Consider the following 14,892-nt stretch of genomic DNA (forward strand, 5'->3'; position numbering starts at 1 on the left):
CTGCTGCGCGTCGTCGGAACCGCGCACCCTGTCCGCGCGACGAGCCGCCTCCGGCTCGCGCGGACAGGGTGCGCGAACGCTTGTTCAGGCGGGGATCGCGCCCAGCGCCAGGGTGGCGGCGATGGCGTTGGCCAGCTCCGCGCCCTTCTTCACGAAGTGCCGGGCGAAGTACTCCAGATGTTCGGCGTGCTCGTGGAAGTGGTGCGGGGTGAGCACGGCCGAGAACACCGGCACATCGGTGTCGAGCTGCACCCGCATGAGGGCGTCGACCACGGTCGGCGCGACGAAGTCGTGGCGGTAGATGCCGCCGTCCACCACCAGCGCGACCCCGGCGACCGCGGCGTACGCGCCGCTGGTGGCCAAACGCTTGGCCTGCAACGGGATCTCGAACGCGCCGGGCACCTCGATCACGTCGATCTCGGTGTAGCCGCGCTCGAGCAGCTCCGCGCGGCAGGATTCGACGGCCTTGTCGACGATGTCGCTGTGCCAGCGGGCGGCGACGAGGGCGATGCGATTCGGCATGGGTGACATGGGGATTCCTCCTGTTCGCTGTCACCCAGGGCATAGACGCGAACAGGGCCGGCCGCGCGAGCGGACGAGCCGGTGCCGCGTTCTCTTCCATCCGGACTGTGACCGTCGGCTCCGGGATCACACCGGAATCTGCTGGACCCACACCCGGAGGGTGTGGCGCTCGCGGGCTCGTGCGTCCCGGATCGGTCCGGATCGCCATTTCCGCCGGTGGGGAATTCCGCCCCGCCCTGAGAACGTGTACGACCGGACAGTAACACGGGGGTTCCGCCATCCGGAACCCCCGTGCCCGGTCAGCGCAACAGCACGTCGGCGTCGGCGGGCAGGGCGTCGACCGGCCACCAGCGCAGGTCGGTGGATTCCGAACTGCGCACCGGGACAGCGCCTTCCGGGGCCTTGATCTTGAACAGCAGGTCCAGGTGCCGGGTGGGGACGCCGAGGGAGCAGGTGATGGGGTGGGCCTGCGCGCCGTAGAGGCCGGGCTCGAGGGTCAGGCCCTCGATGCCGGATTCCTCGGTCGCCTCCCGGAAGGCGGCCGCGGCGACCGAATCGTCGGATTCCTCACAGTGGCCGCCGAGCTGGATCCACCGGCCCACGCGGGGGTGCAGGGTGAGCAGCACCTCTCGCTCGTCGTGGGAGAGCACGATGGCCGAGGCGGTGATGTGCCCGGCCGCGTGCTCGCGCAGGCAGCCGCGCGGCGCGGAACCGAGGAAGGCCAGCATGGCCTCGCGCAGCGACTGCTCGGGACCCGTTGCCGGGGACCAGGTCTCGAGCAGTTCGGTGGCGGACTTGTGCAGCGACTCCGCGCTCACAGTTCGACCAGGCCGATGCCGGGCTCGCCGACCTCGCGCGGGGCGAGCTCGTCGAGGGGGTAACCGACGGCGATGGCGCCGAGCGGGCTCCAGTCCGCGGGCAGACCCAGCACCTCCCGGGTGACATCGGGCGCGAAGATGGTGGAACCGATCCAGCAGCTGCCCACCCCGCGCACGGCCAGCGACACCAGCAGACCCTGCACGGCCGCGCCGACCGCCACGGTGAACATGGTCTTCTCCGCGGCCCGGCGGGTCTCGTCCGGATAGTCGTGCGCGCCGTCGGGCACGCAGAACGGGATGATCACCTCGGGGGCGTCGAACAGGATGCGGCCCCGCGCGACTCGCTTCTCCACACTCTCCGGCGAGCGGCCGTCACCGGTCAGGTCGGTCCGCCACTTCTCGGCCATGGCCTCGAGCAGCTGGTCGCGCAGACCGCGCTTGCGCACCCACACGAACCTCACCGGGCGGGTGTGGTGCGGGGCGGGCGCGGTGAGACCGGCGGCGACGGCGGCCCGGATGATCCCGGGTTCGACCGGGGTGTCGGCGAACTGTCGCACCGAGCGGCGCAGCAACAGCGCCTGTTTGCGGCCCAGGTCCACCGATTCCTCGGTGCCGAGCCAGAACAGGTCCTCCTCGCCGCGGCGCAGCAGGTCCCCGGCGGTGGAGCCGTCGTCGGTGTAGTCGAGCCCGCGCACCACCGCGACCGGGACGCCGCCCAGCTTGCCCTTCACCAGGTCCGCGGCGGCGGCCAGTTCGTCGGCGATCGCGACCAGGGTGACGTGCAGTTCGTTGCCCTGCCCGTCGACCGCGCCGTTGTAGTCGTGCAGCACCCGCAGCCCGGCCGAGCCGATGGCGGCGTCGATCTGGCCGTTGCGCCAGGCCCGGCCCATGGTGTCGGTGATGACCACGGCCACCTGCACGCCGAGCCGTTCGGCCAGGCCCGCGCGCAGGGCCTTGGCGCTGGCGTCGGGATCCTCGGGCAGCAGCACGAGTTCGTCCTGCTCCACATTGGAGCCGTCGATGCCGGCGGCGGCCTGCACGATGCCGAGTTTGTTCTCGGTGATGAGGGTGCGGTTCTTGCGGGCGAGCACCCGCACCGACTCCTCGAGCACCAGCCGGCGGCGGGCGGCGTCGCGCTCCTCGGGGTCGGTGGGCACGGTGACCACGCGGCCCTCGGCCTTGGCGACGATCTTGCTGGTGACCACCAGCACGTCGCCGTCCCGTAGCCAAGGCGCCTGTGCCGCAATGGCTTCGGCGACGTCGTCGCCGGGCCGGAATTCGGGCAGGCCCGGAATCGGCAGGATGCGCAGTTCGCCGCCGGACGCGTGGTCGCCCGGGGTCTGGATGGAATCCGTTGTCACGGTGTGACTCCCGCGATGTCGAGGGCTTCGCGAACCATCTCGGCGGTGGTGGCCGGGTCGGTCATGAGCAGGGGGACGCTGCGGACTTCGACGCCGGGGATGTCGGCGGTGTCGCCGGTGTGGACGAGCCAGCCGTCGAGGATGCCGGTGCCCGAGCGCGCGCCGTAGTAGTTCCCGACCGCCTCCGCGGAGGTCTCCACGCCGATCACCGACAGGCATTCATCGGCCATGCCGCGCAAGGCTTTTCCACCGATCACCGGGGACAGGCCGATCACCTTCGCGCCCGAGGTGCGGATTGCGCCCCGGATGCCGGGAACCGAGAGGATGGCTCCGACGCTCACGACGGGGTTCGACGGAGCGAGCAGGATCACATCGGCGGACTCTATGATTTCTGTCACACCTGGTGCCGGTTTCGCAGCTTCTGCCCCAATAGTCACGAATCCATGGGTCTCTACGTTCGCCCGGTACCGGACCCACCACTCCTGGAAATGGATCGCGCGGCGTTCGCCAAGGTTCTCCGGGTCGCCGATGACGACATGGGTTTCGCAGCGGTCGTCGGTTGCCGGGAGCAGCGTCACCCCGGGCTGCCACCGATTGCAGAGCGCCTCGGTCACCGCGGAGAGCGGATAGCCCTGACGCAGCATTTCCGAGCGGATGAGATGGGTGGCGATATCGCGGTCACCGAGGCCGAACCAATCGGGCTGGGCGTGGTATTTCGCCAGCTCCTCCTTGGCGTTCCAGGTCTCGTTCGCGTGCCCCCAGCCGCGTTCCGGATCGATGCCGCCACCCAGGGTGTACATGCAGGTGTCCAGGTCAGGGCAGATGCGCAGCCCGTGCATCCAGACGTCGTCGCCGACATTGACGATGGCCGTGGTGTCGGCTCCGGGCAGCAGCTCGCGCACGCCCATCAGGAACCGGGCGCCGCCGACTCCGCCGACCAGGACCGCGATCCGCAGGCCGGTGCCGGGCGCGGTGTCCGCTTGTTCTCGAGTCACATCCGCACAGCCTATGCGGTGACGGGCCGAAAGCGGCTCGCAGCTCATTTGCTGTGAATTTGCTGTCTGATCTGCGGGAACGCCGCCAGAAGGGGTCACAGATGGTAACGGAATCGCTTCGGCAGCTTGACCATCGCCGCTCCCGGCGTGTCTAATCACAGGCATGTCATTCCGGGTCCGCGTGAGAGTGCAAGGCGCGGACGGGTTTTCGAACAACTGTTCGCACCGGAGTGGCGCAAGCTCGGGGATGGCCGCGGGACTACGCCGCGGTGTTGGGCCGTCGGTGGGATCGGCTCCGACGGATTAATCATTCTGCGCTAACACACAGTGAGGAGGCGGAGCGATGGCCGATGAGCTGGCCCCGTCGGGCATTCCGGGCGGTGTATCGCAAACCGATTCCACGACTGGCGCAGCACCTGACTTCTGCGCCGACGATCGGAACGGATACGAGGGGGGTGAACCGATGACGACGCGGCCGGGGGGCGGACAGTGGGCGCGAGCTGCCTACCAGCCCGAACCACCGCGGCTGAGCCTGATCGTCACCGGTGCCGAGGATATGTACGACACTTTCGCGCGCGGCGGTCGCATGATGACCGAAGCCGAACAATGGCAGGAACGGGCGCTGTGCGCCCAGACCGATCCGGAGGCGTTCTTCCCCGAGAAGGGCGGCTCCACCCGCGAGGCCAAGCGCATCTGCCTGGGCTGCGAGGTCCGCGACGAGTGCCTGGAATACGCCCTCGCCAACGACGAGCGCTTCGGCATCTGGGGCGGCCTCTCCGAGCGTGAGCGCCGCCGCCTCAAGCGCGGCATCATCTGACCCGCCTCTCCACCGACCCGCCTCTCCGCGCCTTCAGCGGACGGCTGAGAGCCGTCGACCGCCGGCAACCCGTGCCGGCGGTTGGGAGCCGATACAGCTTCGGACGTACCCGACGAGTTACCCCGAACTTACGAAACCAGTTGTTGCGAAACGTAGTTCGGCGGCTTACCACTCGGGTTCGGGATCGGGGACCTACTACTCGGGTTCGGGATCGATGATGTCGGGCTCCACCCCGAGGTAGGTCGCGATCTGCTGCACGAGGACCTCGCGCAGCAGGTCGACCAGGTCGTCCGGGTCACCGGCCCGCAACTCCAAGGGCTTGCGGAACAACACGACACGCGCGCGGGTGGCCATGCCGTAGCGGTCCACCCCCGCGGGGATCAGACGTGACAGCGGCACGGGCCCGTCGGCCACCACCTCGTCCGGCCAGGTGACCGAATCCGGGTGCAGCGGACGGATTTTCGGCACGTCATCCACCGCGATGTCGAGCTTGGTCAACTGCTCGTGCCAACGGCTCTCCAGAGGCGCGAACGCCTCCAGCACCAGCCGGTCGAACTCCTGGCCGCGGGTGCGCCGGGCCGGAACCGTCGGAGGCAGCATCGGCCCGCGCACACCCCGCCCGCGGCGGATGACCGACCGCGCGGTGGGCGGCCGCCTCTTACGTGAACGGGTCATACCTTGAATCTAGCTCTTTCTGCTGCCTCCGCTCCGCTCCGGCTGGTTCGCGGCGCTGGAGGTCTCGTTCTGCCCACTCGGTCCGGAACGAGACGCGCCGCGAACCCTCCCTGTGGGCCCGATTGACGCTAGTGAGACGGGCTTCATTGAGCGTGTCTGTGTCCAGAGGGCCGCCAGGGGGGTTACCCTGCTTGGCGTGATCCCCATGCGTCGTTGCTGCCGTCCAGGCTGCAAGAACCCGGCCGTCGCGACGCTGACCTATGTGTACTCCGACTCGATGGCGGTCGTGGGTCCCCTGGTCACGGTCGCGGAACCACATTCCTGGGACTTGTGTGAAACACATGCCTCCCGGATCACCGCGCCGAAGGGATGGGAGTTGGTCCGTCACGAGGGCGGGTTTTCCAGCTCCACCCCCGACGACGACGATCTGACCGCCCTGGCCGAAGCCGTCCGTGAAGCCGGATTGCGCCGCCGCACAACGGATCCCGACCCGCGCAGCTACGCCGACTACGCCCCGGCCCCCCAGCGCCCCACCCGCACGGGCCGCACCGGCCGCCGCGGGCACCTACGCGTCCTACCCGACCCGCCCAGCTGATCGAGCGCGCGACGCCGGGCCATACCCGACGAGTCGCCCTCAGCTCACCGAATCACTTGACCCGACAAGTAGGGGCAGGCGAAGTCTGCCTCGGCAAGGGTCTGCTACTAGGGTGTTCCCCATGACAGTCGCCCGGTCCGCCGAGTCCGTTCAAGCAGTCATCAAGGCATACGACGTTCGCGGCGTGGTCGGCGAGCAGATCGACGCGGACTTCGTCCGCGATGTCGCGGGCTCCTTCGCCCGGCTGATGCGCACCGAGGGCGCGCAGCGCATTGTGATCGGTCACGACATGCGCGACTCCTCCCCCGAACTGGCCGCGGCCTTCGCCGAGGGCGTGCTCGCCCAGGGCCTGGACGTGGTGCACATCGGCCTCGCCTCCACCGACCAGCTGTACTTCGCCTCGGGCCACCTGGACTGCCCGGGCGCCATGTTCACCGCCAGCCACAACCCGGCCAAGTACAACGGCATCAAGCTGTGCCGCGCCAAGGCGCTGCCGGTCGGTCAGGACACCGGTCTGGCCACGATCACCGAGGAAGTCATCGCCGGCGTCCCGGCCTTCGACGGCCCGCGCGGCGCCGAGTCCCGCGAGGACCTGCTCACCGCCTACGCCGACTTCCTGCACAAGCTGGTGGACCTGAGCGGTTCGCGCCCGCTGCGCATCGCGGTGGACGCGGGCAACGGCATGGGCGGCTACACCGTGCCCGCCGTGCTGGGCACGCTGCCGCAGTTCACCATCGAGCCGCTGTTCTTCGAACTGGACGGCTCCTTCCCCAATCACGAAGCCAACCCGCTGGATCCGAAGAACCTGGTCGACCTGCAGGACTACGTCCGCAAGACCGGCGCGGACCTGGGCCTGGCCTTCGACGGCGACGCCGACCGCTGCTTCGTGGTGGACGAGAAGGGCGACCCGGTCTCCCCGTCCGCGGTCACCGGCCTGGTCGCCGAGCGCGAGCTGACCAAGGAGCCCGGCGCCACCGTCATCCACAACCTGATCACCTCGAAGGCGGTGCCGGAGCTGGTCACCGAGCTGGGCGGCACGCCGGTGCGCACCCGCGTGGGCCACTCCTTCATCAAGCAGCAGATGGCGGCCACCGGCGCGATCTTCGGCGGCGAACACTCCGCGCACTACTACTTCCGCGACTTCTGGGGCGCCGACTCCGGCATGCTGGCCGCGCTGCACGTGCTGGCCGCGCTGGGCGAGAAGGACCGCACGATGTCGGAATTGGCCTCGGCCTACGCGACATACGCGGCCTCCGGCGAGATCAACTCGACGGTCGCCGACGCGCAGGAGCGGACCACCGCCGTGGTCGAGGCCTTCGGCGGCCGCGCCACTTCGGTCGATCGACTGGACGGCGTGACCGTGCAGCTGGCCGACGGCGCCTGGTTCAACCTGCGCGCCTCCAATACCGAACCGCTGCTGCGGCTCAACGTCGAGGCGCGATCGCAGGACGATGTAGACGCACTCGTAACCGAGATCCTGAGCATCGTGCGCGCCTGACTGGAATAGTGGAATCACAGAGCTTGGATTCACCAGCGCCTGGTGACCCGATGAGGGGAGGTGGCAACGCCCGATGATCGCTGGGACACCGGTAATCGACCTCGATGACGTCGCCTCGCTGGAGGCGGCCGACGCCGGGGGTGTGCTGCGCTCCGCCGCATCGGGGGGAGCGCAGGTAAGGGCAACCGCCGCCGCGCTTTCCGAGGATGCGCTCGCCCGGCTGACCGATCTGCGCCCGCGCAGTCTGGTCCTGATCTCCGGGAGTGGACGCGCCGCCCGCGCGGCCGCGCTGCTGATCGCGGCCCTGGGCGACCACACCAGTCTGCCGCTGGTGCCGGCGACCTCGGTCCCGCCGTGGGTCGGGCCGCTGGACGTGGTGCTGGTGGCCGGTGACGACGCGGGTGATCCGCGCCTGTCCGAGGCGGTGGACCGAGCACTCCGACGGGGTGCCGAAGTGGTCGTCGCCGCACCGGACGAGGGCCCGATCCGGGCCGCGGCCGCCGGGCGCGCCACCATTCTCGCGCCGCGGGTGCGGGTGCTCGACCACAATCTGATGCTGCGCTATCTGGCCGCGGGCCTGGCCGTGCTGAGCACCATCGACCCGCATCGGGTCGGACCGCTGGTGCCCGAATTGAACACTCTCGCAGACCTGCTCGACGAGGAGGCGCTGCGCGACGGCCCGCAGCACGAGGCCTTCCACAATCCGGCCAAGACCCTGGCCACCCGCATGATGCAGCGCAAGCGCGTCGTGCTGGCCGGTGATTCCGCCGCGGCCGCCGAGCTCGCCGGACACGGGTCGGAGGTGCTGCTGGCCGCGGCCGGACAGGTCACCGCGGCCGTCTCGCTCTCGGAAGCCATTGCCGCGCACGGCCGCCTGGTGCAGGCCGCGGGCGTGGCCGCGCCCGGCTTCGATCCGCTGTTCCACGACGAGGAGCTCGACGGCCCCGCGCCGGTGGAGCAGGTGCGGATCTTCGTGGTAAGCGCCGACCCGGACGAGGTCGCCGTGCGTCGCCGGCTGGCCGTGTTCGGCTCGGACGCCGGGCTCGTCGACACCGACCTGATCACCGTGGACACGGAGGCGGCCGCCGCCCCGCCAGCCGACGCACCCGGGCAGCCCGTGCCCGCCGCCGCGAGCGGCGAGGTGGAAAAGCTTGCGGTACTCGCACTTCGGCTGGAGATGGCGGCCGCCTATCTCCGACTACTCGGTTCCCGCCCGGCCACCGGACCGGGACGCTACGACGGGGGCAATTACTAGTGCACGAACTCGTTGGTGCGCTGCGTTCCTACGCCTGGGGTTCACGCACCGCGCTCGCACAGCTGTGCGGACGGCCGGTTCCCTCCGCGCATCCGGAAGCCGAACTCTGGTTCGGGGCGCATCCCGCCGATCCGGCCCGCGTACAGATCAACGGTCACAGCGAATCCCTGCTGGAGCTGGTCAGCGCCGACCCGCAACACGAACTCGGGCCGGTGGCAGGCGAATTCGGCGGACGGCTGCCGTTCCTGCTGAAGATCCTGGCCGCCGAGGAGCCGCTCTCGCTGCAGGCGCATCCCAGCGTCGAACAGGCCCGGGCCGGGTTCGCGCGGGAGAACCACGCCGGGGTTTCCATCGACTCGGCCATGCGCAACTACCGCGACGAGAACCACAAGCCGGAACTGGTGGTGGCGCTGGGCCGTTTCGAGGCGCTGGCCGGGTTCCGCGATCCGCGCCAGACCGTGCGGCTGCTCGCCGCCCTCGACGTCCCCGAGTTGAGCCAGTACGCCGATCTGCTTGCCGCCCAGCCCGACTCCGCGGGCCTGCGCACCCTGTTCACCACCTGGATCGCGCTGCCGCAGGCGAGCCTGAGCACGCTGCTGCCCAAGGTGCTCGACGGCTGCGTGCGCTACTTGTCCGAGGCGGGCAGCGGCGGTAAGGAATTCGTCGCCGAGGTGCGCACCGCGCTCGAGCTGGCCGAGGCCTATCCCGGCGATGCCGGGGTGCTGGCGGCGCTGCTGCTCAACCGCATCACCCTGGAGCCCGGCGAGGGCCTGTTCCTCGATGCCGGGAACCTGCACGCGTACCTGCGCGGGGTGGGCGTGGAGATCATGGCCAACTCCGACAATGTGCTGCGCGGTGGGCTCACCCCCAAGCACGTGGACGTGCCCGAGCTGCTGCGGGTGCTCGACTTCGAGCCGCTCGACCTGCCGGTGGTGCGCGCGGAGCAGGTGTCGGACAGCGTCTTCCGCTATCACACGCCCGCGCCGGAGTTCGCGCTCAGCCGCTTCGAGCTGGAGCCGGAGGCCGAGCCGGTGACGGTGGTGGGTTCCGGTCCGGTGATCGCGCTGGTCACCCATGGCCGGGCGCGGCTCTTCCAGGGCAATCACGACCTGATCGTGGAGTGCGGTCGGGCGGCGTGGATCTCGGCGGCGGACGGCGGAATCCGGGCTCAGGCGGTGGACGGTCCCGCGCAGCTGTTCTGCGCCGCGGTGGGCGAGGAGTGACGAGCGGACTGTAGGCTCCTCCCGGTCACACACGTTTTCTCGACAAAACGGACATCGGAAGGGGCGGTTCATTGTCTGCGGGCGGCGGTAAGAAGGCCATCCTGGCGGCGCTCAGCGCGAATGCGGGCATCGCGGCGGCCAAATTCGTCGGCGCGGCCATCACCGGCTCCGCGTCCATGCTCGCCGAGGCCGTGCACTCGGTGGCCGACACCTCCAACCAGGGCCTGCTGCTGCTCGGACAGCGCCGGGCCGAACAGGAGGCCGACGAGCTGCACCCGTTCGGCTACGGCCGCAACCGCTACTTCTATTCGTTCGTGGTCGCGCTGGTCATCTTCGCGCTCGGCTCGGTGTACGCCATCTACGAGGGCATCCACAAGATCGAGCATCCCGAGCAACTGTCCAACCCGATCGTCGCGATCGTCATCCTCGGCCTGGCCATCGGGCTCGAGGGGTTCAGCTTCATCACCGCCATGCGGGAGTCCAAGCCGCTCAAGGGCAATGCCAGCTGGTGGCGGTTCATCCGCAACTCGCGCAATCCGGAACTGCCGGTGGTGCTGCTGGAGGACTCGGGCGCGCTCATCGGCCTGGTCCTCGCGTTCGCCGCGATCAGCCTGACCATGATCACCGGCGACCCGATCTGGGACGGCGTCGGCACCCTGTCGATCGGCATCCTGCTCGGCGTCATCGCCGTCATCCTGATCGTCGAGATGCAGAGCCTGCTCATCGGCGAGGGCGCGACCCCCGAGGAGGACGCGGCCATCCGCGCCGCCCTGGTCGACGACCGCTGCATCGACAGGGTCATCCACCTGCGCACCCAGTACCTGGGGCCGGAGGAAATGCTGGTGGCCGCCAAGGTCGCCATCGTGCCCGGTCTGGAGATCGCCGAGATCGCCGCGGCCATCGACGAGGCCGAGGCGCGGGTGCGCGCCGAGGTGCCGGCCGCCCGGGTCATCTACCTGGAGCCGGATCTCTATCGCGCCCAGCCGGTCCAGCAGTAGTCAGCGATCGGCGAGGCGGACCACGAACCGCAAACCCGACCAGGTGCCGTCGATGGCGGCGACCTTGTTGTCCACCAGGCCCTGGCCCAGACCGTAAGCGCGAGCGGCGTTCTCACCGAGATCGGTGGGGACGCCGCTCGACTTCTTGGGCCAGGCCAGCCACAGGCCGCCGTCGATCGCGAGACGCTCCCGCCAGCCGGAGAACCGGCGGGTCAGGGCGGCGCGGTCGGGGCAGAAGCCGAGGATCACGTCATAGGGCCCGATCCCGGCGCGGCGGTGCAACAGCACCCCGCCGGGCAACTCCCCCAGCTCGAATCCCGCCGGCGCTCCGGCCAGCAGCACCCGGCTCCCGGGCTTGATGCCGAGCTTGCGCGGGAGCGGCGTGCCCGAGTAACCGGCCATGGCCGCAGCGTAGCAATCAGATGCGCCAGCGGCCGGTAAGCAGTTCGAGCGGATCGGTCGGGATGCCGAACTCCTTGCGCAGGGCATGGCGGGCGGCATGGTAGCCGTTCATGCCGTGCACGCCCGGCCCCGGCGGCGTGGCCGAGGAGCACAGGTAGACGCCGGGCAGCGGGGTGGCGTACGGGTTCCAGCGCGGGGCGGGCCGGAAGACGGTCTGGCGCAGGGTCATCGCGCCCGCGGAGATGTCGCCGCCGATGTAGTTCGGATTGTGCGCGGGCATGGTGACCGCGGTGCGCGCATGGGTCGCCAGGATCAGGTCACGGAAGCCGGGCGCGAAGCGTTCGACCTGGGCGGTGATGGTCTCGGTGAGGTCCTCGGCCGAGCCGTTGGGCACGTGCGCGTAGGTGTAGAGGGTGTGCTTGCCTGCGGGCGCACGGGTGTCGTCGACGACGCCGGGCTGGATGGCCAGCACATAGGGCCGCTCCGCGTGCCGCCCTGCGGCGACGGCCTTTTCGGCGGCCACGGCCTCGGCGCGAGTGCCGACCAGGTGCAGAGTTCCGGCCCGATCACACCCCCGCGCCTGCCACGGCACCGGACCCGAGAGCGCGAAATCCACCTTGCAGGCCGCGCCGCCGTAGCGGAACCTGTTGAGCGCGAAGTCGTATCGCGCGGGCAGCGTCGCGATGCGCTGCAGCTCGGCGGGTGCGACATCCAGCAATACCGCTCGGACCTCGTCGAATTCGTCGAGGGAGTCGACGCGGTGGCCGGTGATGATGCGCCCACCGTGGACGCGCAGATCCTCGGCGAGGGCGTCGATGATGGCCTGGCTGCCGCCGCGCGGCACCGGCCAGCCGCGCACATGGGCGAGCGTGCCCAGCAGCATGGCCACGCCGGCGCCCGGGAATCCGCGCGGCGGCCGGATGGCGTGCGCCGACACACCGGTGAGCAGCGCGGGCGCCACATCCTCGCGAAAACGCATGTCCCACAACGGCGTCGCCTGCTCGACCATCCGGCGCAGGACGCGCAGTTCGATCCCGGGGTCCAGGCGCAGCATGCCGGACGGGTCGATCGGCGGATGCCGCAGATCCGACATGAGCAGGGCGACCAGGTCCTCCCACTTGCGCACCAGCGGACCGAACAGCCGCCGCCACGCTCCGCCGTCCCGGCCCAGGCCGTCAGCGGTGTGGTCGAGGTCGAGCCAGGCCAGCCCGGCGCGGCCGCCGTCGAGCGGATGCGCGTAGGACACCTGCGGGGTGAGTAGTTCGACACCGTGCGCCTTCAGGTCGAAGGCCCGGAAGAACGGGGACGCCACCGCCATCGGATGCGCGCCCGCGCACAGGTCGTGGTGGAAGCCCGGCAGTGTGACCTCGCCGGTGCGGCACCCGCCCCCGATCCCGTCGGCGGCCTCGTACACCTCGACGTCGAGCCCGGCGCGGGCCAGGATCACCGCCGCCGCGAGCCCGTTGGGACCGGATCCGACCACCACCGCGTCAGCCATGCTTTCAGCGTATGCCCGGGTGGGAGATCCGTGGGTGATCAGTGGGGTCGGTCACCGCGAACCCATTGGGCGACCAGGATTTCCAGGCGCTGCTGCCGAAAGTCGGGCCGCAGGCGGCCACCCCGATCCAGCGTGGCCAGCCCGTGCATGGTGCTCCAGGCGACCTCGGTGAAGGTCTCGGGGTCGTGCGGCGGTGCGAAGGGAGCGAAGGTGAGCAGCAGTTCGACGAAGGCGTCCTTGAGGGCCTGCGGCGCGTCCGGACCGAATTTCAGGTCGGTGCGCAGCAGGAAGATGGCGTCGTAGAGGGCGGCGCTGTCGCGGGCGAAGTCGAGGTAGCCCTGGACCACCGCGCGCAGGGCCTGCTCGGGGGTGTCCGCGGACTCGCGGAGTTCGCGGACCACCCCGGCGAATTCGGCCATCCCCGCCTCGGCGACCGCGGAGACGATGGCGTCCTTCCCGGCGAAGTGGCTGTACAGGACGGGCTGGCTGTATTCGATGCGATCCGCGAGTTTGCGCACGGTGACGGCGTCCCAGCCCTCGGTCTCGGCGATCTCCCGCGCGGTGTCGATGATGCGCTGCCGCCGTTCGATGCGTTCGCGTTCCTTGCGGGTCTGGATGGCGCTCATAACCGCACTCTAGCACCGCTAGACAATCTACCGACGCAAAAGATCGGTCACCCGCCCGACCCCGCGAGCCTTCTCGCCACCTGTGACCCTCGCCACGGCACGATGAATTCCACTGGGCCGCACCGTCCACACCGATGACACCCAACGCGGAGGAGACTGACATGGCGACCACCAAGCCCCACGGACCGGCTTCGTACTTCCCGTCCATCGAGACCACATACGGCCGCTCCGTGGACGACTGGTTCACCCTGCTCGCCGAGACCGGCATCACCGGGCAGAAGGACCTGGTGAACTGGCTGAAGACCGAGCACGAGATGGGTCACGGGCACGCCACCGCGCTGGCGCAATTCCACCTCAACCCCGGCAAGTGGGAGCGCTGACCGCGCCGCGGAAACCTCCGCCACACACCCGACATCGGCCGCCCCCTTCCATGGGAGCGGCCGATGTCGTTGTGACGGATCAGACGTCGGTGGAGAAGCGGATGCCGCCGTCCGGGATGTCGACCCCCGGCCAGATGCGCGCGCCACGCAGCAGTTCACAACGCGCGCCGACATTCGCGCCGTCGCCGATGACGGCGTCGCGGACCAGGGCGCGCGGACCGATCCGGGCGCCGAAGCCGATGATCGAACGTTCCACGGTGGCACCGGCTTCCACCCGTGCCCCGTCGAACAGGATCGCGCCGTCCAGGCGAGCGCCCGCGCCGACCTCGGCCCCGCGGCCGACGACCGTGCCGCCGATGAGCAGCGCGCCGGGCGCGACGCCCGCACCGGGGTGGACCAGGGATTCGCCGCGCTGACCCGGCAGCGCCGGGGACGGGGCGATGCCGCGGACCAGGTCGGCCGAGCCGCGCACGAAGTCCTCGGGAGTGCCCATGTCACGCCAGTAGGAGACGTCGACGTGGCCCTGGATGTGCGCGCCCTCGGCGAGCAGGGACGGGAAGGTCTCGCGTTCGACCGAGACCGGACGGCCCGCGGGGATCTTCTCGATGTACTCGCGGCGGAAGACGTAGCAGCCCGCGTTGATCTGGTCGGTCGGCGGATCCTGGGTCTTCTCCAGGAACGCGGTGACGCGGCCGTTCTCGTCGGTGGGGACGCAGCCGAAGGCGCGGGGGTCGCTGACCCGCACCAGGTGCAGGGTGACGTCCGCGCCGGAGGTGTGGTGGGTCTCGAGCACCCCGCCCAGGTCGGTGCCGCCGAGCACGTCGCCGTTGAACACCAGCACGGTGTCGGCGCGCAGCTTGGGCAGCACGTTGCGAATGCCGCCGCCGGTGCCCAGGGCCTCGCTCTCGGTGACGTATTCGAGCTCGAGGCCGAGGTCGGAGCCGTCGCCGAAGTGCTCTTCGAACACCTCCGCCTTGTAGGAGGTGCCGAGCACCACGTGGGTGATGCCGGCGTCGGCGATGCGCGCGAGCAGGTGCTGCAGGAACGGCAGTCCGGCCGTGGGCAGCATCGGCTTGGGAGCGGACAAGGTCAGCGGACGCAGGCGGGTGCCCTGGCCTCCGACCAGGATCACCGCGTCCGTGGACCCGGCGGTGTTACCGCTGTTCGCCATCTTCTCCCCTGTGTCAGGTGGTCAGTGATACGCGACCGCAGATCCTAACCGCCCCAGA

At 70.1% G+C, this 14,892-nt stretch carries 16 protein-coding genes and 1 riboswitch; of the genes, 7 read left to right on the forward strand and 9 right to left on the reverse strand.

Translation table 11 applies throughout. The features are described 5' to 3' along the window. Positions 1-84 precede the first annotated feature (84 nt). From ACQPYY_RS27730 to cofD, 4 genes are all read right to left on the reverse strand, one after another. Positions 85-531 carry a 6,7-dimethyl-8-ribityllumazine synthase gene (locus ACQPYY_RS27730; protein WP_379094032.1) on the reverse strand — a complete coding sequence of 149 codons (447 nt, stop codon included), beginning with the start codon at positions 529-531 and terminating at the stop codon, positions 85-87. A 75-nt stretch (positions 532-606) separates the two neighbouring features. Next, a riboswitch (FMN riboswitch) is annotated at positions 607-770 on the reverse strand. A gap of 51 nt (positions 771-821) precedes the next feature. Then, positions 822-1,340 (reverse strand): NUDIX hydrolase, encoded by a 519-nt coding sequence (locus ACQPYY_RS27735; RefSeq protein ID WP_357283541.1) that lies wholly within the window; start codon positions 1,338-1,340, stop codon positions 822-824. After that, positions 1,337-2,701 (reverse strand): coenzyme F420-0:L-glutamate ligase, encoded by a 1,365-nt coding sequence (locus tag ACQPYY_RS27740; protein WP_433591567.1) that lies wholly within the window; start codon positions 2,699-2,701, stop codon positions 1,337-1,339. Before ACQPYY_RS27740 ends, ACQPYY_RS27735 begins: the two co-directional genes overlap by 4 nt. Beyond that, positions 2,698-3,657: a 2-phospho-L-lactate transferase gene (cofD, locus tag ACQPYY_RS27745; protein WP_433594747.1), complete on the reverse strand. Its 960-nt coding sequence runs from the start codon at positions 3,655-3,657 to the stop codon at positions 2,698-2,700. Before cofD ends, ACQPYY_RS27740 begins: the two co-directional genes overlap by 4 nt. Before the next feature lie 595 nt (positions 3,658-4,252). Between cofD and ACQPYY_RS27750 the strand changes: the two genes are divergently transcribed. After that, positions 4,253-4,513, forward strand: coding sequence for a WhiB family transcriptional regulator (locus tag ACQPYY_RS27750; protein ID WP_213560898.1), 261 nt, complete (start codon positions 4,253-4,255; stop codon positions 4,511-4,513). 195 nt (positions 4,514-4,708) lie between these two features. Here ACQPYY_RS27750 and ACQPYY_RS27755 read toward each other — a convergent pair whose 3' ends face one another. Continuing rightward, positions 4,709-5,188: a metallopeptidase family protein gene (locus ACQPYY_RS27755; protein ID WP_357087107.1), complete on the reverse strand. Its 480-nt coding sequence runs from the start codon at positions 5,186-5,188 to the stop codon at positions 4,709-4,711. Between the two features lie 205 nt (positions 5,189-5,393). On the opposite strand from ACQPYY_RS27755, the gene ACQPYY_RS27760 reads away from it, so the two are divergent. The 5 genes from ACQPYY_RS27760 (at position 5,394) to ACQPYY_RS27780 (ending at position 10,757) form a co-directional block, all read left to right on the forward strand. Further along, positions 5,394-5,783 (forward strand): DUF3499 domain-containing protein, encoded by a 390-nt coding sequence (locus ACQPYY_RS27760; protein ID WP_433594748.1) that lies wholly within the window; start codon positions 5,394-5,396, stop codon positions 5,781-5,783. Between the two features lie 121 nt (positions 5,784-5,904). After that, positions 5,905-7,281, forward strand: a complete 1,377-nt coding sequence (locus ACQPYY_RS27765; RefSeq protein ID WP_433591568.1) for a phosphomannomutase/phosphoglucomutase — start codon at positions 5,905-5,907, stop codon at positions 7,279-7,281. 73 nt (positions 7,282-7,354) lie between these two features. Further along, complete coding sequence (locus ACQPYY_RS27770) at positions 7,355-8,536, forward strand: tobH protein (RefSeq protein WP_379094022.1); 1,182 nt, start codon at positions 7,355-7,357, stop codon at positions 8,534-8,536. Then, positions 8,536-9,759, forward strand: a complete 1,224-nt coding sequence (gene manA, locus ACQPYY_RS27775; RefSeq protein WP_379094019.1) for a mannose-6-phosphate isomerase, class I — start codon at positions 8,536-8,538, stop codon at positions 9,757-9,759. Before ACQPYY_RS27770 ends, manA begins: the two co-directional genes overlap by 1 nt. 71 nt (positions 9,760-9,830) lie before the next feature. Further along, on the forward strand, positions 9,831-10,757 hold the full coding sequence (locus tag ACQPYY_RS27780; RefSeq protein WP_433591569.1) for a cation diffusion facilitator family transporter: 927 nt from the start codon (positions 9,831-9,833) through the stop codon (positions 10,755-10,757). On the opposite strand, the gene ACQPYY_RS27785 is transcribed toward ACQPYY_RS27780, so the two are convergent. The 3 genes from ACQPYY_RS27785 to ACQPYY_RS27795 are packed head-to-tail and all read right to left on the reverse strand — an operon-like array spanning position 10,758 to position 13,283. Then, positions 10,758-11,159: a hypothetical protein gene (locus tag ACQPYY_RS27785; RefSeq protein ID WP_379094013.1), complete on the reverse strand. Its 402-nt coding sequence runs from the start codon at positions 11,157-11,159 to the stop codon at positions 10,758-10,760. A gap of 16 nt (positions 11,160-11,175) precedes the next feature. Continuing rightward, the gene (locus ACQPYY_RS27790) at positions 11,176-12,657 is read right to left on the reverse strand and encodes a phytoene desaturase family protein (RefSeq protein WP_433591570.1); all 1,482 of its coding nucleotides are present in this window, start codon (positions 12,655-12,657) and stop codon (positions 11,176-11,178) included. A 38-nt stretch (positions 12,658-12,695) separates the two neighbouring features. Beyond that, positions 12,696-13,283: a TetR/AcrR family transcriptional regulator gene (locus tag ACQPYY_RS27795; protein ID WP_357283517.1), complete on the reverse strand. Its 588-nt coding sequence runs from the start codon at positions 13,281-13,283 to the stop codon at positions 12,696-12,698. 161 nt (positions 13,284-13,444) lie between these two features. Between ACQPYY_RS27795 and ACQPYY_RS27800 the strand changes: the two genes are divergently transcribed. Then, a complete protein-coding gene (locus ACQPYY_RS27800) occupies positions 13,445-13,663 on the forward strand; it encodes a DUF4287 domain-containing protein (RefSeq protein WP_433591571.1) in 219 nt (72 codons plus the stop codon). Between the two features lie 79 nt (positions 13,664-13,742). On the opposite strand, the gene ACQPYY_RS27805 is transcribed toward ACQPYY_RS27800, so the two are convergent. After that, positions 13,743-14,834: a sugar phosphate nucleotidyltransferase gene (locus tag ACQPYY_RS27805; RefSeq protein WP_213559707.1), complete on the reverse strand. Its 1,092-nt coding sequence runs from the start codon at positions 14,832-14,834 to the stop codon at positions 13,743-13,745. Positions 14,835-14,892: the final 58 nt, after the last annotated feature.

This window comes from Nocardia sp. CA-145437 (assembly GCF_050956485.1).
Taxonomy (GTDB): Bacteria; Actinomycetota; Actinomycetes; order Mycobacteriales; family Mycobacteriaceae; genus Nocardia.